This window comes from Amycolatopsis viridis (genome assembly GCF_011758765.1).
Taxonomy (GTDB): Bacteria; Actinomycetota; Actinomycetes; order Mycobacteriales; family Pseudonocardiaceae; genus Amycolatopsis_E; species Amycolatopsis_E viridis.
Genome location: NZ_JAANOU010000001.1, coordinates 3,450,695 through 3,461,976 on the forward strand (window position 1 = coordinate 3,450,695; position 11,282 = coordinate 3,461,976).

The following is an 11,282-nucleotide window of genomic DNA, read 5'->3' on the forward strand; positions in this document are numbered from 1 at the left end:
CCGCGACGTCCGCGCGGGGCACGAATTCGCCGCGCGGCGGCGGCGCTCAGCCCAGCGCGGCGGCGACCCGGCGGAGGGTGGCGGCGTCCCCGCGCAGCAGCAGCGTCGTCACCACCGTCTCCTCCCAGGCGGCCAGCTCCGCCCGGATCTTCGCGGGCGGGCCGATCAGCGAGGTGTCCTCCACCAGCGCGGTGGGGATCGCCGCCGCGGCCTCCTCCTTCCGCCCGGCCAGGTAGAGCTCCTGGACCTTCTCGGCCACGTCGCCGTAACCCAGCCGCGCGAACACGTCCTTGTGGAAGTTCACCTGCCGCGCCCCCATGCCCCCGATGTAGAGCGCCAGCGACGGCTTGACGAAACCGGCCGCGGTCTCCACGTCGTCGTGCACGATCACCGGTACCGACGCGGCGACCTCGAAGTCCGCCGCGGAGCGTCGCGCCCCCGGCCGGGCGAAGCCCTCCGCGAGCGCCGCCCGGTAGAACGGGTCGCTCTTCGGGGAGAAGAACAGCGGCAGCCAGCCGTCGCAGATCTCGGCGGCCAGCGCGACGTTCTTCGGGCCCTCGGCCGCGAGGTAGATCGGGATCTCCGGCCGCAGCGGGTGCACGGTGGACTTCAGCGGCTTGCCCAGGCCGGTCCCGCCGCGCAGCGGCAGCTGGTAGGTGTCCCCGTCGAAGGTGACCGGCTCGCGCCGCGCCACCACGCGCCGCACGATCTCCACGTACTCGCGGGTCCGGGCCAGCGGCCGCGGGTACGGCTGCCCGTACCAGCCCTCCACCACCTGCGGCCCGGACGCGCCCAGGCCGAGGATGAACCGGCCGCCGGAGAGGTGGTCCAGTGTCATCGCCGCCATCGCCGTCGCCGTCGGCGTACGAGCCGACATCTGGACGATGTTCGTGCCCAGCTTGAGCCGCTCGGTCGCCGCGCCCCACCAGGCCAGCGGGGTCAGGGCGTCGGAGCCGTACCCCTCGGCCGTCCACACCGAGTCGAATCCCAGCTCCTCGGCGGCGCGGATGGCCGCCAGTGCACCCTCCGGCGGGCCGGCCGACCAGTAACCGATGTGATAGCCGAGCTTCACGGCACCTCCCGGGGAACGTAGTGCGTCGGGCTGTCCCGTTCGGACAGCGGAGGCAGGTTGCGCGCGGGCGTTTCCACGAGCGGGGCATCCGGCGGGAGGTCCCCGCGCGCCCGCCGCCACGCCGCCCGGGCCCGGGGGTGGTACCGGAGGTCGTGCGGCACGAGGGCGAACGCGCGCCCGATGGCCCGGCCGGCCAGCCGGTGCAGCGCCTCGTCCCGGCGCGACCAGGAAAAGCCCAGCCGGTCCCGAACCGCCGGGTGGTACAGACCGACCGTCCACCACACGAACGACTTCGCCACGAGGATCCGCAGGACGCGCCACACCGGGTCGGGCACCCGCGCCAGCAGCGGTGGTTTCGCGATCCCGACGAGGTCGAGCACGTCCCGGGTGGCCTTGTTGTCCTCCAGCACGTCGGTGCACATGCGGTCCCAGTACGCGCGGAACTCCTCCCACGATCCGGGCACCGGCCGCATGCTCAGCCCGTAGAGCCGGTACCACTGGACGTGCTCGTCGAACAGGCGCCGTTTGTCCGCCTCGCTCAGCCCGCCCATCAACCGCTCGGCGGCAACCACGGTGAGCATGAAGAACGTGGCGTGCGCCCAGTAGAAGGTGCCCGGGTTCAGGGCGTGGTAGCGGCGGCCGCGCGAGTCCACCCCGTGGATCGTCTCGTGGTAGCCGCGCACGGCGCGGGCGGTCTCGGCCGCGCGCGGCCCGTCGTAGACCGTGCCGCCGATCGGGTACAGGGAGCGGAACAGGCGCTGCCACCGTTCGGCGAAGAACCGCGAGTGCTCCGCCACCGCGGCACCGAGTTCGGGGTGCATGTTCTGCATCGACCCCGCCCACAGTGCCATGAGCAGGGTCCGCCAGTCGCCGAAGTACTTCCACGTCAGGGAGCCGGGACCCAGGGGCTGCGCTGCCATGATCCGAACGCTACAATTGACAACATCTGTAGTCAATTGTGAGGGCGGATGACGGAGAAGACCTGGGCGGGCACCACCCTGCGCGACCGCCGGGCGGCCCGGCGCGCCCAGCTGCTCGACGCGGCCCTCGACCTGCTCGGCACGGCGGGCAGCGCCGCGGTAACGGTGCGGGCGGTGTGCCGGCACGCCAAGCTCACCGAACGCTACTTCTACGAAAGCTTCACCGACCGCGAAGAGCTGGTGGTCGCCGTCTACGAGCAGGTCGCCGACGAGGCGCACAGCGCGCTCGTCGGCGCGGTCGGCGGCAGCGGCCGGAACCCGGCCGAGCGGGCCGAGGCGGCGGTCACCGCGTTCGTCGAGCTCATGCTGGACGATCCGCGCAAGGGCCGGGTCCTGCTGCTGGCCCCGATCACCGACCCGGCCCTGTCCGCCCGCGGGGTGGCGCTGCTGCCCGCCTTCGCCGCGCTGATCCGCGACCAGCTGCCCGGGCGCATGGACACCCTGGACCGGCAGCTGACCGCGATCGGCCTCGTCGGCGCGCTGACCCACCTGTTCACCGCCTACCTGTCCGGCACGCCGCAGATGACCCGCGAGCGCCTCGTCGGCCATTGCGTCCGGCTGCTGGCCCGATCGTCCTAAGCGGACTTGCGCTCCGCGGCCAGCTCCAGGGCGATGTCGATGATCATGTCCTCCTGGCCACCGACGTAACAGTTCTCGCCCACCCGGTAGAGGATCTCGTGCGCCGCCACGCCGTAGCGTTCCGCGGCCCGCTCGGCGTGCAGCAGGAAGCTGGAGTACACCCCGGCGAACCCCTGCACGATCGACGACCGGTCCATCACCGGCAGCCGCGTGATGAACGGCTTGACGACGTTCTCCGCCGCGTCCATCAGCACGTCCTTGTCCACTCCGGTCTCGACGCCGAGCCGCTCGAACACCGCGGCGAGCACCTCGGTCGGCGAGTTTCCGGCACCCGCGCCGAGCGCGACCAGGGAACCGTCGATCTGCTTGGCACCGGCCCGGTGGGCGAGGACCGAGTTGGCGACCCCGAAGCTGAGGTTCTGGTGGCCGTGGTAGCCGACCTGGGCCGCGTCACCGAACTCCGCGACCAGCGCGGCCACCCGGTCGGCCGCCTCCTCCAGGATGAGCGCCCCGGCGGAGTCCACGATGTACACGCACTGGCAGCCGGCGTCGACCATGATGCGGCCTTGCTCGGCCAGGGTTTCCGGCGTGGCCATGTGCGACAGCATCAGGAAGCCGACCGTCTCCAGCCCGAGTTCGCGTGCCGCGGTGAAGTGCTGGATCGACACGTCGGCCTCGGTGCAGTGCGTCGCGATCCGGACCGCGCCGGCGCCGAGATCCGCTGCGGCCTTGAGGTCGGTGACGGTGCCCTGGCCGGGGAGCAGCAGCACCGCGATCCTGGCCTGCGTGGCTTCCTCGACGGCCGCGGCGATCAGCTTCCGCTCGTCCACCAGCGAGAATCCGTAGTTGAAGGTCGAGCCGCCCAGTCCGTCGCCGTGGGCCACCTCGATCAGCGAGATCCCGGCGCGGTCCAGCGCCCGCACGGTGTCCCGCACGTTCTCCTCGGTGAACTGGTGCGCCATGGCGTGGCTGCCGTCGCGCAGGCTCGTGTCGACGAGCCGCACCTCCCGCTCGGTCATGCCGGCACCTCCTGCGTGCGCTGGGTCGCCAGCAGCTCGCCAACGCGGGCGGCCGCGGCGGTCATGATGTCCAGATTGCCGGCGTAGGGCGGCAGGTAGTCCCCGTTGCCGGCGACCTCCAGGAACACCGCCACGCGCGCCCGGCCCTGCCAGCCCGGCCGCGGATCGTCGAACTGCGGCGCCGCCTTGAGCGTGTACCCCGGCACGTAGGTCTGCACGTCGGCGACCATCCGCTCGATCGAGGCGGTGATCGCGTCCCGGTCGGCGTCCGGCGAGATCGCGCAGAACACGGTGTCCCGCATGATGAGCGGGGGTTCCACCGGGTTGATGATGATGATCGCCTTGCCCTTCGCCGCCCCGCCGACGATCTCCAGGCCACGGGCGGTGGTCTCGGTGAACTCGTCGATGTTCGCGCGGGTGCCCGGTCCCGCCGAGCGCGACGACACCGACGCGACGATCTCGGCGTAGGGCACCTCGGTGACGCGGGAGACCGCGTGCACGATGGGGATGGTGGCCTGACCACCGCAGGTGATCATGTTGTAGTTCGCCGCGCCCAGCCGCCCGGGCAGCTCCACCGCGGGGCAGGTGAACGGGCCGACGGCGGCCGGTGTCAGGTCCACGGCCTGGATGCCGGCCTCGGCGTAGCGCGGCGCGTTCGCCAGGTGCGCCTTGGCCGAGGTCGCCTCGAACACGATGTCGGGCAGCTCGTCGCGGGACAGCAGCCAGTCCACGCCCCCGGCGGACGTGTCCACGCCCAGCGCGGCCGCGCGCGCCAGCCCGTCCGAAGCTGGGTCGACGCCGACCATGTAGGCGACCTCGATGTGCTCGCTGCGCCGCAGCTTGACGAGCAGATCGGTGCCGATGTTGCCGGGTCCGACGATCGCGGCCCGTGCCTTGCGGGTGCTCATGCGCCCTCTCCTTTCGGGGTCCGTCCCACGGTGCGCGCCGGGGTGGGGCACACTCAACACATGTGTGCCGCTGAGCGGGACGACGGGATGACGGCGGCGCGGATCGCCGCGCTGCTCGGCGCGTTCCGTCCCGGAGACCAGACACTGGGCACGTCCGAGCTGGCGCGCCGCACGGGCCTGCCCAAGTCGTCGGTGCACCGGCTCACCGGGCACCTGGTCACGCACGGCCTGCTGGAGCGCGACGGCCCCGCGGTGCGGCTCGGCCTGCGGCTGTTCGAGATCGGGCAGCTCGCCGGGCGCGAGCGCGGGCTGGTCGACGCCGCCCGCCCCTACCTGGCCGATCTGCGGGAAGCCACCCGGAACACCGTGCACCTGGCGGTGCTCGAAGGCATCGAGGTGGTCTACCTCGACATCGTGCGGGGGCCGGACGCGCCGGCCCTGCCCTCGCGCATCGGCGGCCGCTTCCCGGCACACGCCACGGCGGTGGGCAAGGCGATCCTGGCCCACTCCCCCGCGTCCGTACTGGACACCGTGCTGGCCGCCGGCCTGACCCGGATCGGCCCGCGCACCATCACCGCGCCGGGGCTGCTGCGACGGCAGCTGACCAGGGTCCGCGACGAGGGTGTCGCCTACGAGCGGGAGGAGTCGGGTGCAGGCGTAACCTGTGCAGCCAGTCCCGTGCTCGACGCGACCGGGCGGGCACGGGCCGCGATTTCGATCTCGGGCTGGAGCAACCGAGTCCGGGTCGAGCGCGTCTCCCCAGCGGTGCGCACGGCGGCTCTCGCTTTGTCACGAGCCTTGCCGTAGGGTCGCGCACCACCGGGGAAGATCGACAGCAACGGGCTCGTGGCGCTCGCTGGGCCACGGGATGTGAGGGAGGAATGGCGTGACCACCGCGACCACCCAGGTAGACGACCTTCGGCTCGTGGCGGCACCGACCGCCGTCAACTGCGCCGAGATGTTCGTCCGCTTCGCCCTCCTGGAGTGGAAACTACGGCCGCTGGCCGACGACGCGGTCACGGTCATCCGCCACCTGGTGCGGTCCTCGGTGGACGGGGCGGACCGGCGCTCACCCCGCTTCCTGACCGTCCGGCTGCGCCTGCACCGCGACTGCGTGGTCGTCGAGCTCGACGACGACCGTCCCGGTGAACCCCCGGAACTGCCCGGCTGGACCATCAACACCGTGGCGCTGCCCGGCGGCCACCGCACCGCGTGGTGCGAGCTGCCGCTGCCCGACGGGCTCAGCGGTGCCCTGCCCACCCGCTCCCCGCACCGGCTGCCCAGCCCGGCCACCGAGTACCCGCCCGAGGAGCCGCTGCCCGAGCCGGACCTGCTGGACTCGCAGATCCTGCAGCGCGTGCTGCACGGCCTCAACGGCTCCGCGCGATAACGCTTTCCGCCCGCCGGCCTCAGGCCAGGCCGCGCACCGCCTGCGCCGGCGGGCGCTCCCCGGCGATCGTCGCGACCATCTCCAGCACGCGGCGCGTCTGCTGCACCTCGTGCACGCGGAACACCTGCGCGCCGTCGCGGGCGGCCAGCGCGGTGGCGGCCAGCGTGCCGTCCAGGCGCTCGGTGATCCCGGCGCCCAGGGTCTCGCCCACGAAGTCCTTGTTGGACAGTGCCATGAGGACCGGCCAGCCGGTCGCCGTCAGGGCAGCCGCGTGACGCAGCAGCGCCAGGCTGTGCCAGGTGTTCTTGCCGAAGTCGTGCGTCGGGTCGATCAGGACGCCGCCACGCGGCACGCCGAGCGCCACCACGTCCTCGGCCCGCCGGGTGAGCTCCTCGACGACCTGGGCGACCACGTCCTCGTAGCGGACCCGGAACGGGCGCGTGCGCGGTGCTGCTCCCCCGGTGTGCGAGCAGACGTACCCGGCGCCGAACTCGGCCGCCACCGCCGCCAGCTCGGGATCGGCACCCGCCCAGGTGTCGTTGAGCAGGTGCGCGCCCTCCTCGCAGGCCAGCCGGCCAACCTCGTGCCGCCAGGTGTCCACGCTGATCACCAGGCCGGGGTGCCGCCGGCGGATCTCCGCGACGAACGGCACCACCCGGCGGATCTCCTCGGCCACGCCGACCTCGCTGCCGGGGCCGGCCTTGACCCCGCCGATGTCCACGATGTCGGCGCCCTCGGCCACCGCGCGGTCGACGGCGGCGAGGGCGTCCGGATCGGCGAAGGACGCGCCGCGGTCGTAGAAGGAATCGGGCGTGCGGTTCACGATCGCCATCACGAGTGCGCGGTCGGAGACGATGCGCCGTCCGCGGAAGACCAGATCTACTGCCACATCTTCATCATGCCTGCCACATCGGGTGCGCGATAACGCGCGTTATGCCCTAAGTTCTTTCCAGGCAGATCGAAGGGGGTGCGCGCGGATGGCCACCCGACACGGCCCGGCGGGGCCCGCCGACAGCCACACCAGGGAGCGCTTCCTGCAGGCCGCGCTGACCGTGCTGCTCGAGCAGGGCGTATCCGGGCTCACCGTGCGCAGCGTCGCCGAAGCCGCGGGCACGTCGACGATCGGGGTGTACACGCGCTTCGGCGGCCGCAACGGCGTGCTGGACGCCTTGTACGAACGCACTTTCGAGATGCTGCACGAGGAGTTCGCGGCCGTGCCGCGGATCCCGGACGACCCGGCGGCCGGAATCCTCGCGCTGGCCCGGTCCTACCGCCGGTTCGCGCTGGACAGCCCCGCCCGGTACGCGTTCATGTTCGAGCAGGCGGTACCCGGCTTCGACCCGGACCCGGATCTGCGGGCCTTCGCGCAGCACACGACGTTCGACCTGCTCGTGGACCGCGTCACCCCGGTGACCCCGCCGGATCGCGACCCGAACCGCACCGGGTACCTGATCTGGACCACGATGCACGGTCTGGTGAGCGTCGAGCTGACGCACCGTGCGCGCAACCCGCCGCCGAAGTGGTTCATCGACACCACCGACGAGGCCTACGACGAGGTGTTCGCCGCCGGGATCCGGGCGATCCTCATCGGACTCGGCCTCCAGCTCCGCTGAGCCGCACCGCTTCCCCCGCACGGGCCCTGGCCCAGGGCACCTGCCCGGAGAACGGCCGTGGCCCCCGGTCTCGATGGAGACCGGGGGCCACGGGTGGTTCAGTCAGCTCGGGAGACGAGCTCACGCACCGCCGGAGAGCTTCTCGCGCAGAGCCGCGAGCTGCTCGTCGCTGGCGAGGGTGCCGCCGCTGCGCTGCTCGGACGAGCCGGTCGAGCTGTAGTTCTGCTCGCCGCCGCCGACCGGCGGGCCGCCGGTGGCCTCCTCGGCCGCCGCCTGAGCGTTGGCCTCGGCCGCCTTGGCGATCTGCCGCATGTGGGCCTCGTAGCGGGCGTGCGCCTCGGCGTACTGGCGCTCCCACTCCTCACGCTGCTTGTCGTAGCCTTCCTGCCACTCCTGCGTGTCGGGGTCGAAGCCCTCGGGGTAGATGTAGTTGCCCTGGTCGTCGTACTCGGCCGCCATGCCGTACTGGGTCGGGTCGAACTCGGTCTCCGTGGTGAAGCCTTCGTTCGCCTGCTTCAGCGACAGCGAGATGCGGCGGCGCTCCAGGTCGATGTCGATGACCTTGACCATGACCTCGGTGCCGACCTGGACAACCTGCTCCGGGATCTCCACATGGCGCTCGGCCAGCTCGGAGATGTGCACCAGGCCCTCGATGCCCTCCTCGACGCGGACGAACGCGCCGAACGGGACGAGCTTGGTGACCTTGCCCGGCACGATCTGGCCGATCGCGTGGGTGCGGGCGAACTGGCGCCACGGGTCTTCCTGGGTCGCCTTCAGCGACAGGGACACGCGCTCGCGGTCCATGTCGACGTCCAGCACCTCGACGGTGACCTCCTGGCCGACCTCGACGACCTCGCTCGGGTGGTCGATGTGCTTCCAGGACAGCTCCGAGACGTGCACCAGACCGTCGACGCCGCCGAGGTCGACGAACGCACCGAAGTTGACGATCGAGGACACGACGCCCTTGCGGACCTGGCCCTTGGCGAGGTTGTTGAGGAACTCGCTGCGCACCTCGGACTGGGTCTGCTCGAGGTAGGCCCGGCGGGACAGGACCACGTTGTTGCGGTTCTTGTCCAGCTCGATGATCTTCGCCTCGAGTTCGCGGCCGACGTAGGGCTGCAGGTCGCGCACGCGGCGCATCTCCACCAGCGAGGCGGGCAGGAAGCCGCGCAGGCCGATGTCGAGGATCAGGCCGCCCTTGACGACCTCGATGACGGTGCCCTTGACGGGCTCGTCCTTCTCCTTGAGCTCCTCGATCGTGCCCCAGGCGCGCTCGTACTGGGCGCGCTTCTTGGACAGGATCAGCCGGCCTTCCTTGTCCTCCTTCTGGAGGACCAGGGCCTCGACCTCGTCACCGACGCTGACGACCTCGCCGGGATCGACATCGTGCTTGATGGACAGCTCACGCGAGGGGATGACGCCCTCGGTCTTGTAACCGATGTCGAGCAGCACCTCGTCGCGGTCGACCTTGACGATGGTGCCCTCAACGATATCGCCGTCGTTGAAGTACTTGATCGTCTTGTCGATCGCGGCGAGGAAGTCTTCCTCCGACCCGATGTCGTTGACGGCGACCTGGGCGGCGCCGGACGTCGGGGCGGTGGTGGTGTCGGTGGTCATTAGGTGGGTAGCTCCGGTTGGTTTACGGCTCGAGTAGGTGTGCAGTTCGCGCGCGCGGTGAGCGTACGACGGCAACCATGAGCAAACGTTCACAACGGAACGGCCGCGGAGCATCACCGCCGACGGTGCGCGACCTCGGAACCCGGCTCAGCTTCGCCGAGTGAAGGTAGCGCGAACCCACTGCGCTAGAGATATCGTACGCGGCCGCCCGCGCGCCGCACAAACAGGGTCGCCCAGGCGGACGGCGCCAGCGCCGGTGGCGAGAATACCGGTGTGACGACGGCGGAGGACAACGGCAGCGAAGACACGGGCGCGGACCGGCACGCGAGCGCCGAGCACCGGCTCGGCACGGTCGGCGTGGCCCACCGGGACGTCGCGGCGGCCGAGGCGACGGCAGCCAACCTGGCGTGGTGGGACGCCGACGCCGACGACTACCAGGCCACCCACGGCGGGTTCCTGGGCGACGCCGACTTCGTGTGGTGCCCGGAAGGGCTGCGCGAGGCCGACGCCCGCCTGCTCGGCGAGGTGCGCGGCCTACGGGTCGCGGAGATCGGCTGCGGCCAGGCGGCCTGCTCGCGCTGGCTCGCCGCGGCCGGGGCGCACCCGGTCGGGCTGGACCTGTCCGCCGGGATGCTGCGGCACGCCCGCGCGGGTGCGGCGCGCACCGGCATCGCGGTCCCGCTGGTGCAGGCGACGGCGGAACGGCTGCCGCTCGCGGACGGGAGCATGGACGCGGCCTGCTCGGCGTTCGGCGCGCTGCCGTTCGTCGCGTCGCTGGAGACCGTGTTCGCGGAAGTGCACCGGGTGCTGCGCCCGCGCGGGCTGTGGGTGTTCGCGGTGACTCACCCGATCCGGTGGATCTTCCCGGACGATCCAGGACCGGCCGGACTGACCGCGAGCCAGCCGTATTTCGACCGCACCCCGTACGTGGAGGTCGACGCGGACGGGAACGCGACCTACGTCGAGTACCACCGCACGCTGGGCGACTACGTGCGGGCGCTGACGGCCACCGGGTTCGTCCTGGAGGACCTGCTGGAGCCGGAGTGGCCGGCCGGGCACACCCGGGTGTGGGGGCAGTGGAGCCCGTTGCGCGGCAAGCTCTTCCCCGGCACCGCGATCTTCCGGACCCGCGCGCGCCCGGGAGCCCGGTGACCGCCGGGCTGCTGTCGGCGCAGCGGGCCCGGTTCGCCGCGCTGGACCCGCTGCTGCCGCCGGCCGCGCCACCGCCGGACGGCGAGGAGCTGACCGCCGCGACCGCGGACGGCACCCGGGTCAGCGGCGTGCTCCAGGTGCAGCGGCACGAGCCGGGCGCGTTCGACCTGTTGTGGTCGGCCGCGCAGGTGTGGCAGCTGTTCCCGTGCACCGGCGCCACCGGGACCGCGGGCATGGACGCGCTGCTGCGCGCGTGGCGGCACCGCATGGACCGCGAGTCGCCCGGCCCCGATTCCGCCTGCACGGTGACCTGGCCGAGCCGGGACGCGGAAGCGATCCGCGCGTTCCTCGACCACGGCCTGGTGCCGCTGTCGGTGCTCGCGGTCCGCACCGGCCCGCCGTCCGGGGATCCGCTCCCGCCCGGCGTGACGGTCCGCCGCGCCCGGCCGGAGGACCTGGAGGAGGTCGTCGCGCTGTCGCTGACGACGTTCCGCTACTCCGCCCTCGTCGCCGGTCCGTGGCGGCCGGGTACCGCCGAGCTCATCGCGCCCCGGCTGGAGCGCAACCTCGCCGCCGGGGCGCCGATCTGGCTCGCCGAGCGGGACGGGGTCGCCGTCGCGCTCGCCGACTGCGGCTGGATGGAGTCGGTGCCCGGGTCCTGGGCGGCCGAGTTGCTGCCGTCCGGGCAGTGGGGTTACGTCAACAACGTGGCCACCAGCGAGCACGCCCGGGGCCTGGGCATCGGGCGGGCGCTGATGGCGCGGGTGCACCGCGAGTTCCACACGCGCGGCGCCCGCGCGACCTACCTGTACTACAACCCGGCCAACCCGCTGTCGTCGGTGTTCTGGCCCCGGCAGGGCTACCGGCCCTTGTGGACCTACTGGGAGGTGCGGCCCGCCTCGGCGCTGCGGTGATCCCCGAGTTGCCGCTCCTCCGGCAGCGGCGTATTTTG

At 72.3% G+C, this 11,282-nt stretch carries 12 protein-coding genes; 6 read left to right on the plus strand and 6 right to left on the minus strand.

Translation table 11 applies throughout. The annotated features are described in order from the left end of the window. Positions 1-46 precede the first annotated feature (46 nt). Both FHX46_RS17180 and FHX46_RS17185 read right to left on the minus strand, forming a co-directional pair. Positions 47-1,072: an LLM class F420-dependent oxidoreductase gene (locus FHX46_RS17180; RefSeq protein ID WP_167115885.1), complete on the minus strand. Its 1,026-nt coding sequence runs from the start codon at positions 1,070-1,072 to the stop codon at positions 47-49. Next, positions 1,069-1,992, minus strand: coding sequence for an oxygenase MpaB family protein (locus tag FHX46_RS17185; protein ID WP_167115888.1), 924 nt, complete (start codon positions 1,990-1,992; stop codon positions 1,069-1,071). The genes FHX46_RS17180 and FHX46_RS17185 overlap by 4 nt, the downstream gene beginning before the upstream one ends. Positions 1,993-2,040: 48 nt before the next feature. On the opposite strand from FHX46_RS17185, the gene FHX46_RS17190 reads away from it, so the two are divergent. Next, positions 2,041-2,631 carry a TetR/AcrR family transcriptional regulator gene (locus FHX46_RS17190; RefSeq protein ID WP_167115891.1) on the plus strand — a complete coding sequence of 197 codons (591 nt, stop codon included), beginning with the start codon at positions 2,041-2,043 and terminating at the stop codon, positions 2,629-2,631. Here the strand turns inward: FHX46_RS17190 and dmpG are convergent. After that, a complete protein-coding gene (gene dmpG / locus FHX46_RS17195) occupies positions 2,628-3,650 on the minus strand; it encodes a 4-hydroxy-2-oxovalerate aldolase (protein ID WP_167115893.1) in 1,023 nt (340 codons plus the stop codon). The two genes, FHX46_RS17190 and dmpG, sit on opposite strands and share 4 nt — an antisense overlap. Beyond that, the gene (locus FHX46_RS17200) at positions 3,647-4,558 is read right to left on the minus strand and encodes an acetaldehyde dehydrogenase (acetylating) (protein WP_167115896.1); all 912 of its coding nucleotides are present in this window, start codon (positions 4,556-4,558) and stop codon (positions 3,647-3,649) included. The genes dmpG and FHX46_RS17200 overlap by 4 nt, the downstream gene beginning before the upstream one ends. A 60-nt stretch (positions 4,559-4,618) precedes the next feature. Here FHX46_RS17200 and FHX46_RS17205 point away from each other — a divergent pair, with 60 nt between their 5' ends. Then, complete coding sequence (locus FHX46_RS17205; RefSeq protein ID WP_243871291.1) at positions 4,619-5,365, plus strand: IclR family transcriptional regulator; 747 nt, start codon at positions 4,619-4,621, stop codon at positions 5,363-5,365. A 79-nt stretch (positions 5,366-5,444) separates the two neighbouring features. Continuing rightward, entirely contained in the window at positions 5,445-5,948 is a 504-nt protein-coding gene (locus FHX46_RS17210) for a hypothetical protein (protein ID WP_167115899.1), read from the plus strand. A gap of 19 nt (positions 5,949-5,967) precedes the next feature. On the opposite strand, the gene folP is transcribed toward FHX46_RS17210, so the two are convergent. Continuing rightward, the gene (folP, locus tag FHX46_RS17215; protein WP_167121518.1) at positions 5,968-6,780 is read right to left on the minus strand and encodes a dihydropteroate synthase; all 813 of its coding nucleotides are present in this window, start codon (positions 6,778-6,780) and stop codon (positions 5,968-5,970) included. Between the two features lie 145 nt (positions 6,781-6,925). Here folP and FHX46_RS17220 point away from each other — a divergent pair, with 145 nt between their 5' ends. After that, positions 6,926-7,561, plus strand: coding sequence for a TetR/AcrR family transcriptional regulator (locus FHX46_RS17220; RefSeq protein WP_167115902.1), 636 nt, complete (start codon positions 6,926-6,928; stop codon positions 7,559-7,561). 120 nt (positions 7,562-7,681) lie between these two features. Here the strand turns inward: FHX46_RS17220 and rpsA are convergent, their stop codons facing one another. Continuing rightward, on the minus strand, positions 7,682-9,178 hold the full coding sequence (rpsA, locus tag FHX46_RS17225) for a 30S ribosomal protein S1 (RefSeq protein ID WP_167115905.1): 1,497 nt from the start codon (positions 9,176-9,178) through the stop codon (positions 7,682-7,684). 273 nt (positions 9,179-9,451) lie between these two features. On the opposite strand from rpsA, the gene FHX46_RS17230 reads away from it, so the two are divergent. Both FHX46_RS17230 and FHX46_RS17235 read left to right on the plus strand, forming a co-directional pair. Continuing rightward, positions 9,452-10,330 (plus strand): class I SAM-dependent methyltransferase, encoded by an 879-nt coding sequence (locus FHX46_RS17230; RefSeq protein ID WP_167115908.1) that lies wholly within the window; start codon positions 9,452-9,454, stop codon positions 10,328-10,330. Further along, positions 10,327-11,244, plus strand: a complete 918-nt coding sequence (locus FHX46_RS17235; protein ID WP_167115911.1) for a GNAT family N-acetyltransferase — start codon at positions 10,327-10,329, stop codon at positions 11,242-11,244. The genes FHX46_RS17230 and FHX46_RS17235 overlap by 4 nt, the downstream gene beginning before the upstream one ends. Positions 11,245-11,282 lie beyond the last annotated feature (38 nt).

Excerpts from the sequence above, each read along its gene's own strand:
- FHX46_RS17200 (WP_167115896.1), bottom strand. The coding sequence starts at position 4,558 with ATGAGCACCCGCAAGGCACGGGCCGCGATCGTCGGACCCGGCAACATC.
- rpsA (WP_167115905.1), bottom strand. The coding sequence starts at position 9,178 with ATGACCACCGACACCACCACCGCCCCGACGTCCGGCGCCGCCCAGGTC.
- FHX46_RS17190 (WP_167115891.1), top strand. The coding sequence starts at position 2,041 with ATGACGGAGAAGACCTGGGCGGGCACCACCCTGCGCGACCGCCGGGCG.
- FHX46_RS17220 (WP_167115902.1), top strand. The coding sequence starts at position 6,926 with ATGGCCACCCGACACGGCCCGGCGGGGCCCGCCGACAGCCACACCAGG.
- folP (WP_167121518.1), bottom strand. The coding sequence starts at position 6,780 with ATGGCGATCGTGAACCGCACGCCCGATTCCTTCTACGACCGCGGCGCG.
- dmpG (WP_167115893.1), bottom strand. The coding sequence starts at position 3,650 with ATGACCGAGCGGGAGGTGCGGCTCGTCGACACGAGCCTGCGCGACGGC.
- FHX46_RS17205 (WP_243871291.1), top strand. The coding sequence starts at position 4,619 with ATGTGTGCCGCTGAGCGGGACGACGGGATGACGGCGGCGCGGATCGCC.
- FHX46_RS17185 (WP_167115888.1), bottom strand. The coding sequence starts at position 1,992 with ATGGCAGCGCAGCCCCTGGGTCCCGGCTCCCTGACGTGGAAGTACTTC.